Origin of the sequence: Siccirubricoccus phaeus (assembly GCF_008360935.1) — a bacterium.
Lineage (GTDB): Bacteria > Pseudomonadota > Alphaproteobacteria > Acetobacterales > Acetobacteraceae > Siccirubricoccus > Siccirubricoccus phaeus.
In genome coordinates this window covers 67,998-87,499 of the sequence record NZ_SRXO01000001.1, presented here as the reverse complement: position 1 = coordinate 87,499, position 19,502 = coordinate 67,998, and the positions used below count along the sequence as shown (strand labels likewise).

Genomic DNA, 19,502 nt, shown 5'->3' with positions numbered 1-19,502 from the left:
TTCGCGCGGACCGGATCGAATATCCACGATCCATATCGAGTCATATTGACAATTCACGTATCTCATACGTCCTATGTCGGCATGATTTCACGCCGCGCCCTGCTCGCCGCCGCCCTGCTGCCCGCCGCCGCCCGGGCCCAGGCCTTCCCGGACCGCACGGTCCATCTCATCGTGCCCTTCACCCCGGCCGGGCAGACCGACATCATGGCGCGGCTCATCGCCCAGCAATTGCAGGAGGCCTGGGGCAGGCCGGTGGTGGTGGAGAACCGGCCGGGCGGCAATGCGCTGATCGGTGCCGATGCCGTGGCGAAGGCGGCGCCGGACGGCCACAGCCTGCTGGCCATTACCCTGGCGCATGCGGTGAATGCCTCGCTCTTCCCCAACGCGCCCTATGCGTTCGAGCGCGACCTGGCGACGCTGACGGTACTGGGCTCCCTGCCCCTGGTCGTCGTGGTGCGGGCCGGCGCGCCCTGGCGCAACCTGGGCGAATTGGCTGCGGCGGCGAGGGAGAAGCCGCTGAACGGTGGCTCCTCCGGCACCGGCACCCCGCCGCATCTGGGGCTGGAGCTGTTCCGCCGCGCCGCCGGCGCCGGGCCGGGGCTGCAGCACGTGCCCTATCGCGGCGGGGCACCCTCGGTGACGGATCTGGTCGCCGGCAATCTGGACCTGCTCGTCTCCAACCTGCCGGAATGCCTGCCGCAGATCCAATCCGGAAGGCTGCGGGCGCTGGCCGTCACCGGCCCGGCGCGCCACCCCTTGCTGCCGGAGGTGCCGACCGCCGCCGAGGCCGGGCTGCCGGGCCTCGTCATCACGAGCTGGACGGCGATCCAGGCGCCTGCCGGCCTGCCGGCGCCGCTGGCCGAGCGGCTCGCCGCCGCCATCCGCCAGGCGGCGGCGCAGCCGGAGGTGGTGCGCAAGGCGACGGAGCTGGGCTTCACCCTGGCGCCGCTCGACATCCCCGCCTCCCGCGCCTTCGTCGCGGCGGAGGTGCAGCGCTACGCGACGCTGGTCTCCGAGGCCGGCATCCGGGCCGAGTAGCCCCCCGCTCCCACCCCTTGCCCTGCCACGGCTTTGCCGCGGCAGCCTTTGCCAAGCCCCCTTCGGCCCGCCGAACGGGCCCCATGGCGGCGCCTCAGCGCCCGCCTGGGGCGTAACCCGGGGCCCCCGCGACGGCGCGAAGCGACGTCGTGGGGATTATGCCCAGAGGCGCTCCTGCTGCAGCCCGGCATAAAGGTCGGCGACGAACTCGCCATAGCCGTTGAAGAGCTGCGTCGGCACCCGCTCCCCGGTGCCCAGCACTCGCTCGCTCGCCTGGCTCCAGCGCGGATGCGAGACCTCCGGATTGATATTGGCCCAGAAGCCGTATTCCTGCGGCTGGATCGCCTCCCAGAAGCTCTTCGGCCGCTCGGCGGTCAGGGTGATCCGCACCAGGGATTTCCCGGCCTTGAAGCCGTATTTCCAGGGCTGGTGGACGCGCAGCGGCGCGCCGTTCTGCGGCAGCAGCTTCTTGCCATAGGCGCCGACGACCATGAAGGAGAGGTCGTTCGCCGCCTCCTCCAGGGTGCAGCCCTCCACATAGGGCCAGGGATACCAGCTCTGCCGCAGGCCGGGCATCACGCCGCGCAGCGCCGCGGTCTCGAAGCGGACGTATTTCGCGCCGGATTGCGGGCCGACGGCGTCGAGCAGCGCCTTCAGCGGGAAGCCGGACCAGGGCACCACCATGGACCAGGCCTCGACGCAGCGCAGCCGGTAGACGCGCTCCTCGATCGGCATGGCCTGGAGGAGATCGTCGATGGCGTATTCCCGCGGGCGGTCCACCAGCCCGTCCACCTGCACCGTCCAGGGGCGCAGCGGCAGGCGCTCGGCCGCGCGATAGATGCCCTTGTCGGTGCCGAATTCGTAGTAGTTGTTGTAGGTGGTGGCGTTGCGCTCCGCAGTGACGTCGCGGCCCGGCCGGTAGCGCATGTTGCGCAGGCCGGGGTTGAAGGCCTCTTCCGCGGCCGGGGCAGGGTTGGCCAGCGCCATGGCCCCGCCCAGCGCCAGCCCCCCGAGGGCCGCCCGCCGGCCGAAGACGAGATGCTCCGGCGTGACCCGGCTTTCCGGAATCTCCCAGCCGCGGCGCTTGCGGATGAACATGGGGGGCCTCCTCGGGTGGTCGCACAATGGGTTTCCGGCAGGTGCCGTCAAGCCAATGCTTCGCGCCAGGGCGGCGGGGGGTTACCCGAAAAAGGCGTTCCGCATCCGGTCGGTAAAATTATATTGTATTCTATAAGGTGAACACTATTCTGTGAGCGAGGCCGACGACCGGGCCCAAGGGAGACAGAAATGCGGATCCTCCTCGCCGCCGACACCGACGCCACCGAGGCCCTGGAACAGGGCCTGGCCCGGCTCGGCGTCCTCGCCGACCGCGCCGAAGGGTTCGACGATCTGGCCTCCGCCATCACCCTCAGCGGCCCCTATGAGCTGGTGCTGATGGTCACCCGCGGCTCGCTCGACGCCGCCCAGGCGGCGGTGCGGGAGCTGCGGCGCGCCGGCCAGACCCTGCCGCTGCTGGTCCTCGCCCAGGGCGGCGCCGATGCGGCGTCGGAACGGGCCATGCTGCATGCCGGCGCGGACGACCTGGTGCGCCCCCCCATCCACCTCGCGGTGCTGCAGGCGCGGATGCAGGCCATGGCGCGGCGCGCGCGGGGCTTCGCCTCCGCCGCCCTCACCTGCGGCAATGTGACTCTCGACCAGGAACAGCATGCCGTCTGGGTGGATGGCATCCGGGTGCCGCTGACCGCAAGAGAATACGACTTCCTGGAGACGCTGATGCGCCACAAGGGCGTGCTGCTGACCAAGGAACGCTTCATGGCGAGCCTCTATGCCGAGGCGGAGGCGCCGGATTCGAAGATCGTCGACGTCTTCGTCTGCAAGCTGCGGCGGAAGCTCGCCGCCTCCGGCGCGGCGGAGATCATCCGCACCGTCTGGGGCCGCGGCTATGTGCTGTTCGAGCCGGCGCCGGAAGCGGTGGCGGAGACCCGGGCGCAGCGGCGGGAGGTGACCCCGGCGCCGGTGCGGGGCTGGGTCCGGCGGGCGCCGCGCTACGCGACGGCCTGATCCCCACGACGGCGCTGCGTGCCGCCGCGGGGGGGGCCGCGGAATCGCCGGCGATCGGCGCCTCGCACAGCCTGCCGGGGCAAAGCCTCGGCAGGGCAACGGGCGGCGCGGAGGGCGGCCGGGCGCCCAAGGCCCGGCCCAACCCGCCACTTCAGCCGCGCCGCTTCGGGCGCGCCGTGCCTTTGTGGAGAACTCTTTAACCTTCCCCCGACCATCCTGCCCCCCGCCCGGCGCGACGCCGGCGACGAGGTTCAGGATGAACGCGACCCCTCCGGCGCCAAGGCGCCTGCTGCATGTCGGCTGCGGCCTGCCGCACCCGGCCAAGCTGCCGCATGGCTGGCTCCCCCCCGGCCCGTGGGAGGAGGTGCGGCTGGACATCGACCCGGCCGTCGCGCCCGACATCATCGCCTCCATCACCGATATGCGCGCCGTGCCGGAGGCCAGCTTCGAGGCCGTCTGGTCGGCGCATAACCTGGAACATCTCTACCCGCATGAGGTGCCGCTGGCGCTGGCGGAATTCCGCCGGGTGCTGAAGCCGGAGGGCTTCGTGCTGCTCACCCTGCCGGATCTGCAGCAGGTGGCGGCGCTGGTCGCCGCGGACAGGCTGACGGAGCCCGCCTACACCTCCCCCGTCGGGCCGATCTCGGCGCTCGACATGCTCTACGGTCATGGCGCCGCCCTCGCCCAGGGCAACCACTTCATGGGCCATCGCGGCGGCTTCACCGCAAGCAGCCTGCAGCAGGCGCTGGAGGCGGCCGGCTTCCCGCTGGTGCGGGTGGCGAGGGACGAGCACTTCGCCCTCTGGGCCACCGCCCACAAGACCGCCCACCAGACCATTCCTGGCGCGCTGGTCGCCTGACGGTCGCCGGGAAGGGTCGCGCCCATGCCGCATGTCAGCCTCGCCGAGCTGCTCACCACCGCCCAGGGCTTCGTCCAGGGCGGCAGGCCGGGCCTCGCCGCCTCGCTCTACCGGGACTGGCTGGGCCAGGCGCCGGAAGCACCGCTCCGCCATATCGTCTGCTTCAATTACGGGCTGGTCCTCAGCCAGCTCGGCGATGTCGGGGCAGCGGCCGCCGCCTTTCAGGAGGCGATTCGCCTCAAGCCGGATTTCCTGCCGCCCTTCCTCGCCTTCGGCTCCCTGCATGAGAAGCTGGGCAGCGCCGTCCAGGCGCTGGGCTGCTGGGGGCACGTGGCCAACAGCCTTGCCGCCGTCACCGGCGACGCCATCCAGTACAAGGCGACGGCGCTGAAGCAATCCGCCCGGCTGCTGGAGGACAGCAAGCGCCTGGGCGAGGCGGAAGCGATGCTCCGCGGCATCATCGAGCTGGGCCAGCCGCCGCGCGACGTGGTGCAGCACTGGCTGAGCCTGCGGCAGCGGCAATGCCGCTGGCCGGTGGCAGAGCCGGTGGGGGCGCTGGACCGCACCGCGCTGCTGGCCGCCATGGCGCCGCTGACCGCGGCGAATTACGCCGACGACCCGCTGCTGCACCTGGCCGCCGCCGCCGCCCATTGCCGGCTGGACAGCGGCCAGCCGAAGACCCTGCCCTTTCCGCCCGCGCCGCGCCCCAGCGGCCTCGGCCAGCGGCGGCTGCGCATCGGCTACCTCTCCTCCGATCTGCGCAACCACGCCATCGGCTATCTGATGGCGGACATGCTGCGGCACCATGACCGCGGGGCTTTCGAGATCTTCGCCTATTACTGCGGCATCGCGCCGGAGGATGGCATCAAGCAGCGCATCCGCGGCCAGGTGGAGCACTGGACCAGCATCGCCGAGATGGACGATGCCGCTGCCTTCCGCCGCATCCGGGAGGACGGCATCGACATATTGGTCGATATCAATGGCCATACCCGCAGCGCCCGCACGCGGCTGCTCTCGCTGCGGCCGGCCCCGGCCATCGTCAATTGGCTCGGCTATGCCGGCTCCATGGGCAGCGCCTTTCACCACTACATCATCGCCGATCCGGTCATCATCCCTTCAGGGTCGGAGCACTATTATTCCGAGAAGGTGCTGCGCCTGCCCTGCTACCAGCCCACCGATCCGCAGCGCGTGGTGGCGGCGCAGGTGCCGAGCCGCGAAGAGGCCGGGCTGCCCGAGGACGCCACGGTGTTCTGCTGCTTCAATGGGCCGCAGAAGATCACCCCTTTCCTCTTCCGCCGCTGGATGGAAGTGCTGCGCCAGGTGCCGGGCAGCGTGCTCTGGCTGCTGAAGGGGGCGGAGGAGGTGGATACCCGCCTGAAATCCCTGGCCGCCGCCGAGGGCATCGCGCCGGGACGGCTGGTGTTTGCCCCGTTGGCAGACAACCCTTCGCATCTCGCGCGCTATGCGCTGGCCGACCTCTTCCTCGACACCACGCCCTATGGCGCGCACACCACCGCCTCCGATTCCCTCTGGATGGGCGTGCCGGTGCTGACCCAGCCGGGGCGCAGCTTCGCCTCCCGCGTCTGCGCCAGCCTGGTGACGGCGGCCGGGCTGCCGGAGCTGGTGATGGGCTCGGCGGCCGAGTACCTGGCGACGGCCATCGCCCTGGGACGGGACCGGTCGCTTCTGGCGGCGCTGCGGCGGAAGCTGCTGGAAGGGCGCGGCACGGCGCTGCTGTTCGACCCGGCGCGGCTGGTCCGCGCCATGGAGGGGCTGTTCCGCAGCATCGCCGCCGATCTGGCCGCGGATGAGCTGCCGGTGCCGGACCTCACCAATCTCGAGACCTATCTGGAGATCGCCGGCGAACTGGACCATGAGGCGGTGGAGTTCACTGGCCTGGCGGATTACGCGGCGCGCTACCGCGCGGCGCTGGCCGCGCGGCATGAATTCGCCCCGCTGCCGGCGGATTCCCGGCTCTGGCCCGGGGCGGCGGCTGCGGCGCTGGGAGCCGCGGCGTGAAGTCGGCGGCGCTGGCGGAGGCGGCGTTGGCCGCGGAGGCGATGCCGGAGGCGGCGCGAGACCTCACCGGCTCCAGCCTCGGCGGTCCGGGAATTGCGGGCCCGAGGCTCGCCGGGCCAAACCGCGCTGGCGCGGACCTCACAGGCCCCGACCCCGCAGGCCCCGACCGCGCAGGCCCCGACCCCGCAGGCTCCGACCTCGCAGGCTCCGACCGCGCAGGCCCCAGCGTCACAGGTGCGAACCTCGCCGGCGCGGGCCTCGCCACAGGCCTGAGCCTCGGAGGCCCCGACCTCGTAGGCCCCGCCCCCGCAGGCTCCGACCTCGCAGGCCCCGACGTCGCAGGCCCCGACCTCGCAGGCCCCGACCTCGTAGGCCCCGCCCCCACAGGCCCCGACCCCGCAGGCTCCGACCTCGCAGGCTCCGACCGCGCAGGCCCCAGCGTCACAGGTGCGAACCTCGCCGGCGCAGGCCTCGTCACAGGCCTGAGCCTCGGAGGCCCAGGCCCCGCGGCCCCCGGCCTCGCGGGTCCGGACGTCACCGGCCCCAGCCTCGCCGGCCGAGGGCTGGAGGCGATCTTTCCCCTGCTGCCCACCGCCGGGCCGGAGGGCGGCATCGCCCTCTACCGCGCCTGGATCGCCGCCAATCCCGGCGCGCTGCAAGCCTTCGCCGCCTGGTTCAACCTCGGCGTGGAGCTGAGCCGGATCGGCCGCCCGGCGGAGGCGGAGGCGGCCTACCGCGAAGTGCTGCGCCTCAACCCGCGCCTCGATGCCGCATCGCTCAACCTCGGCAGCGCGCTGGAAGCCCAGGGGCGGCGCGCCGAGGCCATGGCGGCGTGGGAATGCGCGCTGCAACCCCTGCCCCATCGCGTCATGCTGCTGAACCAGCGCGGCCGGCTGCTGGAGGAGGAGCGCCGCTTCGCCGAGGCCGAGACCTGCCTGCGCGAAAGCCTGGCGCTGGACCCGGACCAGCCGGATGTGGTGCAGCACTGGCTGCATCTGCGGCAGAAGGCCTGCATCTGGCCGCTCTATCGCGGCGAAATCCCCGGCCGCTCCCTGGCCGAGCTGGCGCTGCAATCCGGCCCGCTCGGCATCCTGGCGCTGACCGACGACCCGGATCTGCAGCGCCGCAGCGCCGCCGCCTGGCTTTCCCGCAAGGCCCCACCGGCGCCGCGCCGGTTGAGCCCGCGAGGCGGCTACCGGCATGACCGCATCCGGCTCGGCTATCTCTCCGCCGATTTCTGCCGCCATGCGCTGAGCTTCCTCATGGCCGAGGTGTTCGAGCGGCATGACCGGAGCCAATTCGAGGTCTTCGGCTACTGCTCCTCCCCCGAGGATGGCAGCGAGATCCGCCGCCGCGTCATCGCCGGTTTCGACCATCACGTGCCGATCGGCGCGCTCTCCGAGGAGGACGCGGCGGCGCGCATCCGGGCGGACGAGATCGACATCCTCGTGGACCTCAACGGGCTGACCAAGGGGGCCCGGCTGGGGGCGCTGCGCTGGAAGCCGGCGCCGGTGCAGGCCACCTATCTCGGCTATATCGGCTCCGTCCCGCTGCCGGAGCTGGACTGGCTGATCTGCGACGCCCATGTGGTGCCGCCCGGCCTCGCCCATCTCTACGCGCCGCGGCCGCTGCCGCTGGCCGGGCTGTACCAGGCGAATGACAGCCGCATGCCGCCCCTGCCCGCGGTCAGCCGCGCGGCGGAAGGGCTGCCGGACCACGCCTTCGTCCTCTGCTGCTTCTCCCACCACTACAAGATCACCGAGGCGATGTTCGGCCGCTGGATGGAGATCCTCCGCCGCGTGCCGCGCGCCGTGCTGTGGCTGGTGGAGGATACGGCAAGCAGCAAGGCCAACCTGCTGCGCCACGCCATGGCAGCGGGGATCGAGCCCGCCCGGCTGGTCTTTGCCCCGCGGACGGAGCCGGCGCGCTACCTGGCGCGCTTCACCCTGGCCGACCTGTTCCTGGACACCACGCCCTACAATGCCGGCACCGTCGCCAGCGACGCGCTGCGCATGGGGCTGCCGCTGCTGACGCAATCCGGCCGCGCCTTCGCCTCCCGCATGGCGGGCAGCCTGCTGCAGGCGGTGGGGCTGGAGGCGGGGATCACCGCGGACCTCGACAGCTATGTGGCGCGGGCGGTGGAATTCGCCACGCAGCCGGGGCTGCTGGCGGAAGCGCGGCGCGCCTGTGCGCGCTGGGCGGCGAGCATCGGTGACAGCGAGGGGTTCACGCGGCGGCTGGAAGAAGCGTATAGGCGCATTCGGTTGAACGGGTGTTGAGCGGGGCGTCGCGGCAGTGCTGCGCCCCTCTCAAAGCGCCGAAAGGTTGCGCCTGCGAGGCGCAAATTCATGGTTGCCAAAGGCCCTCCGGCCTTTGGCGGGGTTGGACGCACTGCGTCCAGCGCGAGAGGAGGGCGGAGCCCACATCAATCGCCTGGCTGGCTGCCCCCCACATGCTCGCCCAGCTCGGTCACCGCCGCCTCGAACGCCCCGACCTTCGCCGCGGCGCCGCCCTGGTCGGCGGCGAGCGCCGCATGCGCCGCTGCCAACGCATCCAGCAGCGCGACGACCGCCGCCAGCGTGTCCTCTGCCGGATCCTCGTCCCGCAGCTCGGCCACGCTGCGGAAGATGGCATAGCGTTCCCCGGCGCTGATACGGGAATCGCGCTGCACCGCTTGCAGGAAGCGGCGATGCTGCGCCTCCAGCGTCGCCCGCCGCGTGCGGATGGCGCCGCGGGCCCCGCTGCCGGCCTCGGCGCCCAGCACGCCGCGCAGCAGCGCCGTCACCGCCCGCAGCGAGGGGTCCGCCTCCGCCACCACCGCCCCCAGCTCCGCCCGGCCACCGCGCCGGACCAGCGCGCGGGGCAGCTCGGCCAGGGACGCGACGCCGGCCAGGCCGGCCTCCCGCTGCGCGGCGGGTACGGCCGCCGTGCCGGAGGCCGCCAGCCGATCCAGCGCCACCGCCATGGCCTGGGAGAGCTCGGCGCCGTCCGGGCCGGGCGCCGCCTCCACCCGCTCGCCCTCCGCCACATCGCCGAGGGCACGGGCATAGGCGGAAAGCGCCGCAAAGCCCGGGTCCAGCACCTCCCCCGCCAGCTCCACCGCCCCGGCCGATTGCGGGTCGAAAGCGGGGACGGAGCGGCCGCCGGAGGCAAAGGCGATGGCGGCCTCCTCGCGCAGCGCCAGCCGCTCGAACCCGTCCATGCGCTCGATCGCCGATTCCACCACCGGGTCGGCATTGCCCAGGGCCTGGGCGAACCGGGAGGCCAGGGAGGGCTCCTCCATCCCGCCGCCCGTCCGGGCACAGCCGGCGAGGGCCAGCAGGGCGAGAAGGAACACAAGGCGGGCTGGGCGCATGCGGCTGTCTCCCGAAGCGGGCCAGGGTGGTTGGCGTGCGGGGCGGCGGGGGTCAAGTGTAGGATTGCTCACGCCCTGCCGCGCGGGTTGAGGGAGGCTCGTCGCGGCAGTGCCGCAACCCCTCAAACTCCCTCCGCCAAAGGCCGAAGGGCCTTTGGAAACCATGAATCCTGGGCTCGCCGGTCGAAGCGCAAGACTCAAGGTTTCCTCTTGGCCCTTGGTGGGGGGGTGGACGCGCCGTGCCCAACAGGGGGCGAAGCCCCTCTCCGTTCAGACCAGCCTCGCCTGCCGCACCGCCGCCCCGATGAAGCCGCGGAACAGGGGATGCGGCGCGAAGGGCTTCGACTTCAGCTCCGGATGGAATTGCACCCCGATGAACCAGGGGTGGTCCGGGTATTCCACGATCTCCGGCAGCTCGCCGTCCGGGGACATGCCGGAGAAGCGCAGCCCCACCTCCTCCAGCCGGTCGCGATAGGTGACGTTCACCTCATAGCGGTGGCGGTGGCGTTCCTGGATCTCCGCCTCGCCGCCATAGACCTCCCGCACCAGCGAGCCCTCGGCCAGCCGCGCCGGATAGGCGCCGAGGCGCATGGTGCCGCCGAGATCGCCGGCGGCGTTGCGCCGCTCCACCGCATTGCCGCGCAGCCATTCGGTCAGCAGCCCGACCACCGGATGCTCGCAGGGGCCGAATTCGGTGGAGGAGGCGCCCTTGAGGCCGACCAGGTTCCGCGCCGCCTCGATCACCGCCATCTGCATGCCGAAGCAGATGCCGAAGAAAGGCACGCGGCGCTCGCGGGCGAAGCGCACCGCCTCGATCTTGCCGGGCGTGCCGCGCTCCCCGAAGCCGCCGGGCACCAGGATGCCGCTGGCGCCTTCGAGGCGCGCCACCGCCTCGTCATCCTTGCCGAACACCTCCGAGTCCACCCAATCCAGCTTCACCCGGACATTGTGGGCGATGCCGCCATGGGTCAGCGCCTCGGCCAGCGACTTATAGCTGTCCAGCAAATTGGTGTACTTGCCGACGACGGCGATCTTCACCTCGCCTTCCGGCTGCTCGATGGAGCGGATGATGTTCTGCCAGCGGCGCATATCCGGCTCGCCATAGATGGAGAGCCCGAAATGCCGCAGCACTTCGCGGTCCAGCCCCTCCGCATGGTATTGCAGCGGCACGCCGTAGATGCTGGTGGCATCCAGCGCCGGGATGACGCTCTCCGGCCGGACATTGCAGAAGAGGGCGATCTTGCGCCGCTCGCCCTCGGGGATCGGCCGGTCGCAGCGGCAGAGCAGGATCTGCGGCTGGATGCCGAGGCCCAGCAGCTCCTTCACGCTGTGCTGGGTCGGCTTGGTCTTCAGCTCGCCGGCGGAAGGGATGTAGGGGACGAGGGTGAGATGCAGGAACAGGCTGCGGGTCGGGCCCAGCTCATTGGCGAGCTGGCGGATGGCTTCGAGGAAGGGCAGGGATTCGATGTCGCCGACCGTGCCGCCGACCTCGACCAGGACGAAGTCGTAGCCGTCGGTCTCTGCCTCGACCACTTCCTTGATCTTGTCGGTGATGTGCGGGATCACCTGCACGGTGCCGCCGAGATAGTCGCCGCGCCGCTCCGCCGCGATCACGTCGGAATAGATGCGGCCGGTGGTCCAGTTATCCGCCTTGCCCGCATGCACGCCGGTGAAGCGCTCGTAGTGGCCGAGGTCGAGATCGGTCTCCGCGCCATCGTCGGTGACATAGACCTCGCCGTGCTGATAGGGGCTCATCGTCCCCGGATCGACGTTGAGGTAGGGGTCCAGCTTGCGGAGCCGCACCTTGTAGCCGCGGGCCTGCAGCAGCGCGCCGAGCGACGCCGATGCAATGCCCTTGCCGAGGGAGGAGACCACGCCGCCGGTGATGAATACGAACCGCGCCATGGGCGGCCTACATAGCCCGGCGGCGACGGCGCCGCTACCTGCGCCGTGAGGGGGGCGGCCATGCGCCTGGGGACGTTGCGGAATTGCCGACGGGTTGCCAGGGCGCGGCCGGAACGAAGGGCGGCGACTCGGGAGGCCCCTTAGGATCTCCGACGCGGGGTGGGGCCGGGCCGGCTGTCCTGCCGCGGCGCCGGCCCTGGCCGCTGGCGGGGTGCGCGGCCTGACCGGGCGGCCGGCCGGGTTGTGCCGTCCGGCAGCACCGGCGCCGCCTGCTTCGGTCAAAGGGGGAAGGCTTCGCCAGGCAGCGCCGCCGTGGTGACCGCCCCGGCCGGTTCAGCGCATGCCCCGACGCATTGGGCGCCGCCGGGGCTCCGCCCATCGGCCGCGATGCGAGCCTTCCAGCCCCACCGGGTGGATTCCGGCGCCGGCCGGCCGAGGGCCGCGTTCCGCGGCGGAACCGTCGGCGGAGGCGGTAGCCGGGAACGCCGGCGGGCGGTGCCTCAGTTGGTCGGGACGCTCGGCGCGGCCGGGGTGGCGGGCGCGGAGGGGGCTGTCACCGGGGGCGGCGCGTCCAGGATGGAGCGGGGCTGGCCGGTGCCGCGGCCGAGCAGCGCCAGCGCCAGGGACAGCACGAAGAAGGCAGTGCCGAGGATGGCGGTGGTGCGGGTGAGCAGGTTGGCGGTGCCCCGCCCGCTCATGAAGGCGCCCATGCCCTGGGAGGAGCCGACGCCGAGGCCGCCGCCCTCGCTGCGCTGCAGCAGCACCACCCCGATCAGGGCCAGGGTCACGAAGAGGTGGATGATGAGGAGGACGGTCGCCATGGGGCCGGGCTTCTAGCGTTTCGCGGGAGGGAGCGCCACCCTGCCCGCCTCCTTGCCCATCCCCTGGGGGGCGTCAGGCCTCGACAACGACGTAGCTGTCCTCGACCCGTACCGGGAAGGTCTCCGCCTGGTAGGGGCCTTCGACCAGCGCCGCGCCGCTTTCCACCTGGGCGGGGAATTGCCGCACCTGCACCCGCTTCGGGTCGAACCAGCTCTTGCCGGTGCGGATGTCGAATTCCCAGTAATGCCAGGGGCAGCGCACCATCTCGCCCTTGCGGGAATAGTGGTAGACCCCCGGCTTCGGACTCTCCACATGCCCCGAAACCAGCCCCGAGCAGAGGCTGCCCCCCTGATGCGGGCAGCGGTCGGACAGGGCGAAGTATTCACCGCCCAGGTTGAAGACGACGATCCTTTTGCCGTCGGTTTCCAGCAGCTTCCGCTCTCCGGGCGGGATTTCGCTGACCGCGCAGACGACATGTTTGGCCAAGGCAGACTCGCAGAAAAAGGGTGGCGGGGGGATGCAAGGGGGGAGGAGGTTCTCCGCCTCCCCCCTTGCGCGTCAGAACCCGTAGAGCTTCCGGGCATTCCCCCCGAAGATTCCCGCCCGCTTCTCCACCGGGATCGTGCCCGGCAGCGCCTGCCGCGGGTCGTCGAAATCCCAGTGCGGGTAGTCGGAGGCGAAGAGGATGTGGTCCCAGCCGATCCACTCGCAGATGTCGAGCAGGTGCTGCCCCCGCTCCGGCTCCTCCATCGGCTGGGTCGAGACCCAGATATGGTCCCGGATATATTCGGAGGGCGCCCGCTTCAGGTGCGGCACCTCGGATTTCAGGTGCTTCCAGTGCTTGTCCAGCCGCCAGCCGACCGCCGGCAGCCAGGCGAAGCCGCATTCAATCAGCACGATCTTCAGCTTCGGGAAGCGCTCGAACACGCCTTCCACCACCAGGGAGATGATCTGATTCTGGCAGGAGGTGGCGTGTTCGGAGACCTCCTCCGTGTAGAAGCTCGGCCAGCCGCCATTGGTCATGGCCCAGCCGGAATAGCCGAAGGCGTGGAAGGCGACGGGCAGGCCGGCCTCCTCCGCCGCCTCGTAGATCGGCCAGTAGCGGGGGTTGCCGGCCGGCTCGCCGGTGCGGCTCATCATCAGCACCTGGCAGAAATTCGGGTCGCCGGCGCGCTTGCGGATCTCGGCGGCGGAGGCGGCGCCGTCCTCATAGGGCACCACCACGCTGCCGCGCAGCCGCGGCTCCTTCCTGAGCCAAGCCTCGAGCTGCCATTCGTTGTTGGCGTGCGCCAGGGCGGCGGAGAGGCCGTTGTTCCGGTCCCCCTGCCCGCTCGGCTGCAGCGGGTTCAGCACGCCGACATCCATGCCGTAATTGTCGAGGAGCTGGAAGCGGAGGAAGTCCAGGTCCGAGGCAGGGGTGCCGCCGGTGGGCGGCCAGGCGTCGCGCCGGCAGGCGAGCGGCTGGGCCTTGGGGAAAGGCGGCTGGCCGCCGGTGAAGCCGTGCCGGGCGCGGATGCCGTAGGTGGTCAGGTACTCCCACCAGCGCGCCGACATATAGGGCTTGAACACCTCCAGGCTGTTGGCCCGGGGGTGGATGTCCACATCCACCAGCCCCTGGGTGGCGGCGGCCGGCTTGCCGGGGACGGCGATGGGCTGGATGACGTTCATCATGCCAGGGCTCCTTCATGCAGCCTGGCGTAGGTGGCCAGGGCGTTCTCGCGCAGTACCTTGGGCAGCAGGCGCTCCGGCAGGCCGGGCGGGATGGCGTCGTCGCCATCGAATTGCCAATGCGGCCAGTCGGAGGCCCAGAGCAACATGTCGTCCGAACGGAGATGGGCGAGGGCGCGTTCCACCTCCGTCTCCGGCGCGTCGAGCGGCTGGACGGTGAGGCGGATCTGGTCGCGCAGGATCTCGGCCGGCGGGCGGGTGACCCAGGGGGTTTCGAAGCGGACGCCCTTCCAGGTCTTCTGCAGCCGCCAGAGGAAGCCGGGCAGCCAAGTGACGCCGCTCTCCAGCAGCACCACCTTCAGCTTCGGGTGCTGGGTCAGCGCCCCCTCGGTGATGAGGCTGGCGAGCTGGCTTTGGAAACCCTGCTGGTTGGCGGCGTATTCCTCCAGGTACCAGCTCGTCCAGCCGACCGAGGTCTGCGGGTGGCGATAGGCGCTGCCGGCATGGATGCCGAAGGCGAGGCCGTGCCGCTCGCAGGCTTCGTAGATCGGCCAATAGTCGCGCTTGCCGAGGGGGCGATCCCCCATCACCAGCGCCAGCACCTGGACGAAGCGGCGATCGCCGGCGAGGCGCTCGATCTCCTCCAGCGAGGCCTCGATGGATTGCAGCGGCAGGACGATGGAGGCGCGCAGGCGGTCATCCTTGTCCAGCCATTCCGCCCGCGTCCAATCGTTCAGCGCCCTGGTGAAGGCCACGGCCATGTCGGCATTCAGCACGAGCTGCACGCCGTAGAGCGGGTTGAGGATGCCGGTTTCGATGCCGAAGCGGTCCAGCACCTGGGTGCGGAGCTGCTCCACCGTTTCGGCGCCGCGGCCGTTCGGGCCACGCCAATCCGCGCGGATGGTCTTGGGCGCCTTGATGGGCCAGGACTGGCTGTCCAGCGTGGTGATGTTCCGCTCCACCACCTGGTCGGCCCAGAACTCGTCCATGTAGGGGGTCAGGGCCCGCATGCTCGGCACCATGGGGTGCAGGTCGCAATCGATGGGGCGATGGCCCTGGAAGATGGCGCTGGGGGACATGACGCTTCCTTGCTTGACCGGATAATGCCCTCTTCGGGGGCGCAGGGCCACCCCCTCCGCCGCGTTCCGCGCGAAGCCGCGATCAGGCGCGGCAAACGGCGGGCCGGAGCGCCAGCGGCCGACGGGCCAAGCCGGACCGGACGGGCAACGGACCCGGCCTGTGCTGTCCGACGCCCGGATGCCCGGCGCAGGCGCCCGCGCCGCCATGCCCGGCCCGGCGCTGCCAATGGCGAATTGCCATGCGGCCATGGCTTCCCGTTTCCCCCGCCCTGCCCCTATTCTTCGTCCCAGCCGACCCGAGCGAGGGGTCGCCGCCGAAACGGGAGGGGACGGGCGCCCTGCGCGCCACCCCATGGACATCTCAGCAAGACGGGAGAACCCGCTGATGAAGATGATGTGGTTCCACCTGATGCCCTACACCGAGCTGCCGGAGGATTTCCAGCAGAAGCACCCCTCGGTCTGGGTCGACGTGCACAGCAGCCTGTTCGATCCGAAGCGGGCGCACCTGATGTACAACGACTTCATGGATGAGCTGGAATACGCCGCCGAGGTCGGGTTCGACGCGGTCTGCGTGAACGAGCACCACTCCAACGGCTATGGGCTGATGCCCTCGCCCAACCTCATCGCCTCCTCGCTGGCGCGGCGGACGCAGGGCACGCCGATCTGCGTCATGGGCAACAGCCTGGCGCTGTACAACCCGCCGACGCGCGTCGCCGAGGAATTCGCGATGATCGACGTCATCAGCGGCGGCCGGCTGATCGCCGGCTTCCCGGTGGGGACGCCGATGGATACCTGCTACGCCTATGGCCAGAACCCCTCCATGCTGCGCGACCGCTACCTGGAAGCGCATGACCTGGTGCTGCGCGCCTGGACGGAGAAGGAGACCTTCGCCTTCAACGGCCGCTACAACCAGCAGCGCTACGTGAACATCTGGCCGCGCCCGGTGCAGCAGCCCCACCCGCCGATCTGGATCCCGGGCGGCGGCAGCGTGGAGACCTGGCAGTGGTGCGCCAGGATGGACTACGTCTACTGCTACCTGTCCTATTACGGCTACAAGGCCGGCAAGGCGATCATGGACGGGTTCTGGGCGGAGATGGACCGGCTGGGCAAGGACCGGAATCCCTACCGCGCCGGCTTCCTGCAATTCATCGGCGTCGCGGAGACGCGCGAGCAGGCGATGGAGCTGTACAAGGACCCCGCCGAGTATTTCTACGGCCGCTGCCTGCATGTGGATGGCCGCTGGGCGACGCCGCCGGGCTACATGACGGAAGCGACGCAGCGCGCGGGGCTGGAGAGCCAGGTGAAGAAGGCGGCGGATGCCTCCTCCTCCACGCTCGGCAAGGGCACGCAGGAGCGCTTCGCCGGCACGGCCAAGGACATAGAGGGCATCGTGGACCGCGGCTATGTGCTGATCGGCAGCCCGGACGAGGTGGCGGAGCAGTTGCGGGAGGTGGCGAAGTCGCTGAATGTCGGCCACTTCATGCTGCTGCTGCAATACGGCAACATGTCGAAGCAGCTCACCAAGTACAATACGCGGCTGTTCGCCGAGAAGGTGATGCCGCAGCTGCGCGACCTGTTCGGCGAGTGGGAAGACCGCTGGTGGCCGCAGCCGATGGCGGCGGCGGAGCGGGCGGAGTTGCCGGCCTTCATGCCGCGGGCGGCGGCGGAGTAGTCGAGAGGGGCTCTGCCCCTCTCTCACATCGGACGCGGTGCGTCCGATCCCGCAAAGGGCCGCAGGGCCCTTGGAACCCTTGAGTTCGGCGCTTCGACTGACGGGTCCAGGACTCAAGGTTTCCAAAGGCCCTTCGGCCTTTGGCAGGTGGGAGTTTGAGGGAGGGCAGCGCCCTCCCTCAACCATCTGGACCACGGCTGCGCCAGTTGCCAGATTGCCCCCCTTCGCCCCAGGGGAGTGGACAGATGAAGACTCGCGCCGCAGTGGCCTGGGCGGCCGGCAAGCCGCTCTCCATCGAGACCATCGAGATCGGCGGCCCGCAAGCCGGGGAAGTGCTGGTGGAGGTGAAGGCCACCGGCATCTGCCACACCGACCAGTACACGCTTTCCGGCCGCGACCCCGAGGGGATCTTCCCCGCCATCCTCGGCCATGAGGGCGCCGGCATCGTGCGGGAGGTGGGGGCGGGCGTCACCAGCCTGAAGCCGGGTGACCATGTCATCCCGCTCTACACGCCGGAGTGCCGGCAGTGCAAAACCTGCCTCTCCCGCCGCAGCAACCTCTGCACCGCCATCCGCGCGACGCAGGGCAAGGGGGTGATGCCGGACGGCACCAGCCGCTTCTCCTGCGACCAGGGCACCGTGTTCCACTATATGGGCTGCAGCACCTTCGCCAACTTCACGGTGCTGCCGGAGATCGCCCTCGCAAAAGTGCGGGAGGACGCGCCCTTCGACAAGATCTGCTACATCGGCTGCGGCGTGACGACGGGCATCGGCGCCGTCATCAACACGGCGAAGGTCTGGCCCGGCGCCAATGTCGCGGTGTTCGGCCTGGGCGGCATCGGGCTGAACGTGCTGCAGGGCGCCCGCATGGTGGGCGCGGACAAGATCATCGGCATCGACCTGAACCCCGCCCGCGTCGGGATGGCGAAGACATTCGGCATGACGCATTTCATCAACCCGAACGAGGTCGGGGCCGACAAGGTGGTGCAGGCGATCATCGACCTGACCGGCGGCGGCGCCGACTTCACCTTCGAATGCATCGGCAACACCAAGGTCATGCGCCAGGCGCTGGAAAGCGCGCATCGCGGCTGGGGTGAGAGCATCATCATCGGCGTCGCCGGCGCCGGGGAGGAGATCAGCACCCGCCCCTTCCAGCTCGTCACCGGCCGGGTCTGGAAGGGCACCGCCTTCGGCGGCGCGCGCGGGCGGACCGATGTGCCGAAGATCGTCGACTGGTACATGGAGGGGAAGATCGACATCGACAGCCTGATCACCCACACCATGCCGCTCGAGCAGATCAACCACGGCTTCGAGCTGATGGAGAAGGGCGAGAGCATCCGCAGCGTGGTGGTTTACTAGTTCCCTACGACGTCGCTGCGCGACGCCGCGGGGGCCCCGGGGAACCGCTCCGGTTCCCATGCCTCGCACAGGCTGCCGCGGTAAAGCCGCGGCAGCGGAACGGGAAGCGCCGGCCCCGATGCGGCGCCCGATGGAGGATACCCCGTGCAAGACAGCCCGCCCGCCGGGACCCGTTCGACCTGCGCCCTTCCCCGGCGCGGCCTGCTGCTGGCCGCGCTGGCCGCCCCTGCCCTGGCCCGCGCCCAGGGCGCCTTCCCGGACCGTCCGCTGCGCCTCGTCATCCCCTGGCCGCCGGGCGGCACCAACGACATCATCGGGCGGCTGGTGACGGAGGGCATGGCAGCCAGGCTCGGCCAGCCCATCGTCATCGAGAATCGCGGCGGCGCCGGCGGCATGCTGGGCGCCGAGGTGGTGGCGAAGGCGGCGCCCGATGGCTACACCCTGCTGCTCGGCGGCAGCGGCAGCCTGACCATCACCTCGCTGGTACAGGCGCGCGTGCCCTATGACGTCGCCACCGCCTTCGCGCCGATCGGCATGATGGCGCAGGGGCCGAACGTCATCACCGTGCATCCCTCCGTGCCGGCGACCAACCTGAAGGAGCTGCAGGCGGTGGCGAAGGCGGCGAAGCCGCCCATGTCCTACGCCTCGCCCGGCGTCGGCAGCACCGGCCACGCGGCCGGCGCCATGATCACCCAGGCGCTGGGGGTGGAGATGGATCACGTCCCCTATCGCGGCACCGGCCCGGCGCTGAACGACGTGATCGCCGGGCGCGTGCCGGTCTTCACCAATGCGCTGGCGCCGCTGCAGCCGCATATCCAGTCCGGCGCGCTGCGGGCGCTGGCGATTGCCGGGCGTCGCCGCAGCCAGGCGATGCCGGAACTGCCCACCACCGCAGAACAGGGCTTCCCGCAGATCGAGGCCAGCACCTGGTTCGCCCTGCTGGCCCCAGGCGGCACGCCGCCGGAGCGGATCGCCCGGCTGCATGCGGTGCTGAACGAGGTGCTGGCCGAGCCGGAGGTGCGCCGCCGCCTGTTGGATGGCGGCGCCGAGGTGGAGCCGAGCGAGAGCCCCGAGGCCTTCGCCCGCTACTTCGCCGAGGATCGCGCCCGCTGGGCGCCGGTGGTGCGCGCCGCCGGCATGCGCGCGGAGTAGCCAGGAAGGCCGCCGCCCGGCCGGCGCGCACCCGGTGTCGCCCGGGGCGCGTCTTCGACGCAACGCCGGACGCACCTCAAGCGCAGGCCACCGCGGCGCACAAGCCCGTCACGGCATGGCCGCGCTGCTCGGCAAAGCCGCACGGCGCTTGGCCTCCACCCCCCATCGGCGCTACCACATCCCGCATGAGCGACACGCCCCCGGACCGGCTTTCCGCCGACCCCAGCAGCCCCTTCCACGATGCCGCCCTGCTGGAACGCGGCGTCGGGATCCGTTTCAAAGGCGTCGAGAAGAACAATGTCGAGGAGTATTGCGTCAGCGAGGGCTGGGTGCGCGTCTCCGTCGGCAAGACGCGCGACCGCCATGGCCGCCCGCTGACCATGAAGCTGCAGGGCACGGTCGAGCCCTATTTCCGCGACGCCAAGGGCGAATAGCCTGCAAAGCCGGGGGGCGGCGGCCCCCCGGCTCGGCGCCAGAGCGTGATCGGTCGAGGTCGAATCGACCGAAACTGTGA

The 19,502-nt window shown here is 71.0% G+C and carries 16 protein-coding genes; 9 read left to right on the top strand and 7 right to left on the bottom strand.

Annotation, left to right across the window (positions count from 1 at the left end):
• Positions 1-81 precede the first annotated feature (81 nt).
• Positions 82-1,038, top strand: a complete 957-nt coding sequence (locus E5N76_RS00390) for a tripartite tricarboxylate transporter substrate-binding protein (protein ID WP_149535317.1) — start codon at positions 82-84, stop codon at positions 1,036-1,038.
• A gap of 156 nt (positions 1,039-1,194) precedes the next feature.
• Here the strand turns inward: E5N76_RS00390 and msrP are convergent, their stop codons facing one another.
• Positions 1,195-2,136 (bottom strand): protein-methionine-sulfoxide reductase catalytic subunit MsrP, encoded by a 942-nt coding sequence (gene msrP / locus E5N76_RS00385; RefSeq protein WP_149535316.1) that lies wholly within the window; start codon positions 2,134-2,136, stop codon positions 1,195-1,197.
• A gap of 189 nt (positions 2,137-2,325) precedes the next feature.
• Between msrP and E5N76_RS00380 the strand changes: the two genes are divergently transcribed.
• The 4 genes from E5N76_RS00380 (at position 2,326) to E5N76_RS00365 (ending at position 8,256) form a co-directional block, all read left to right on the top strand.
• Complete coding sequence (locus E5N76_RS00380) at positions 2,326-3,099, top strand: response regulator transcription factor (RefSeq protein ID WP_149535315.1); 774 nt, start codon at positions 2,326-2,328, stop codon at positions 3,097-3,099.
• A gap of 256 nt (positions 3,100-3,355) precedes the next feature.
• The gene (locus tag E5N76_RS00375) at positions 3,356-3,958 is read left to right on the top strand and encodes a class I SAM-dependent methyltransferase (protein WP_149535314.1); all 603 of its coding nucleotides are present in this window, start codon (positions 3,356-3,358) and stop codon (positions 3,956-3,958) included.
• A 24-nt stretch (positions 3,959-3,982) separates the two neighbouring features.
• Positions 3,983-5,977 carry an O-linked N-acetylglucosamine transferase, SPINDLY family protein gene (locus E5N76_RS00370; protein ID WP_149535313.1) on the top strand — a complete coding sequence of 665 codons (1,995 nt, stop codon included), beginning with the start codon at positions 3,983-3,985 and terminating at the stop codon, positions 5,975-5,977.
• 41 nt (positions 5,978-6,018) lie between these two features.
• Positions 6,019-8,256 (top strand): O-linked N-acetylglucosamine transferase family protein, encoded by a 2,238-nt coding sequence (locus E5N76_RS00365; RefSeq protein ID WP_268921279.1) that lies wholly within the window; start codon positions 6,019-6,021, stop codon positions 8,254-8,256.
• A 146-nt stretch (positions 8,257-8,402) separates the two neighbouring features.
• Here E5N76_RS00365 and E5N76_RS00360 read toward each other — a convergent pair whose 3' ends face one another.
• The 6 genes from E5N76_RS00360 to E5N76_RS00335 form a co-directional block, all read right to left on the bottom strand.
• On the bottom strand, positions 8,403-9,332 hold the full coding sequence (locus E5N76_RS00360; RefSeq protein WP_149535312.1) for a hypothetical protein: 930 nt from the start codon (positions 9,330-9,332) through the stop codon (positions 8,403-8,405).
• 270 nt (positions 9,333-9,602) lie between these two features.
• On the bottom strand, positions 9,603-11,237 hold the full coding sequence (locus E5N76_RS00355) for a CTP synthase (protein WP_149535311.1): 1,635 nt from the start codon (positions 11,235-11,237) through the stop codon (positions 9,603-9,605).
• A 500-nt stretch (positions 11,238-11,737) separates the two neighbouring features.
• Complete coding sequence (gene secG / locus E5N76_RS00350) at positions 11,738-12,058, bottom strand: preprotein translocase subunit SecG (protein WP_149535310.1); 321 nt, start codon at positions 12,056-12,058, stop codon at positions 11,738-11,740.
• 73 nt (positions 12,059-12,131) lie between these two features.
• Complete coding sequence (locus E5N76_RS00345) at positions 12,132-12,545, bottom strand: Rieske (2Fe-2S) protein (protein WP_149535309.1); 414 nt, start codon at positions 12,543-12,545, stop codon at positions 12,132-12,134.
• Positions 12,546-12,617: 72 nt separating this feature from the next.
• Positions 12,618-13,730 carry an amidohydrolase family protein gene (locus tag E5N76_RS00340; RefSeq protein ID WP_207791822.1) on the bottom strand — a complete coding sequence of 371 codons (1,113 nt, stop codon included), beginning with the start codon at positions 13,728-13,730 and terminating at the stop codon, positions 12,618-12,620.
• The gene (locus E5N76_RS00335) at positions 13,727-14,806 is read right to left on the bottom strand and encodes an amidohydrolase family protein (RefSeq protein ID WP_149535308.1); all 1,080 of its coding nucleotides are present in this window, start codon (positions 14,804-14,806) and stop codon (positions 13,727-13,729) included. Before E5N76_RS00335 ends, E5N76_RS00340 begins: the two co-directional genes overlap by 4 nt.
• A gap of 385 nt (positions 14,807-15,191) precedes the next feature.
• Between E5N76_RS00335 and E5N76_RS00330 the strand changes: the two genes are divergently transcribed.
• The 4 genes from E5N76_RS00330 (at position 15,192) to E5N76_RS00315 (ending at position 19,422) form a co-directional block, all read left to right on the top strand.
• Complete coding sequence (locus E5N76_RS00330) at positions 15,192-16,478, top strand: LLM class flavin-dependent oxidoreductase (RefSeq protein ID WP_149535307.1); 1,287 nt, start codon at positions 15,192-15,194, stop codon at positions 16,476-16,478.
• A gap of 245 nt (positions 16,479-16,723) precedes the next feature.
• A complete protein-coding gene (locus E5N76_RS00325; protein WP_149535306.1) occupies positions 16,724-17,836 on the top strand; it encodes an S-(hydroxymethyl)glutathione dehydrogenase/class III alcohol dehydrogenase in 1,113 nt (370 codons plus the stop codon).
• A gap of 144 nt (positions 17,837-17,980) precedes the next feature.
• The gene (locus E5N76_RS00320; RefSeq protein WP_235907519.1) at positions 17,981-18,988 is read left to right on the top strand and encodes a Bug family tripartite tricarboxylate transporter substrate binding protein; all 1,008 of its coding nucleotides are present in this window, start codon (positions 17,981-17,983) and stop codon (positions 18,986-18,988) included.
• 185 nt (positions 18,989-19,173) lie between these two features.
• Positions 19,174-19,422: a DUF3297 family protein gene (locus E5N76_RS00315; protein ID WP_149535305.1), complete on the top strand. Its 249-nt coding sequence runs from the start codon at positions 19,174-19,176 to the stop codon at positions 19,420-19,422.
• Positions 19,423-19,502: the final 80 nt, after the last annotated feature.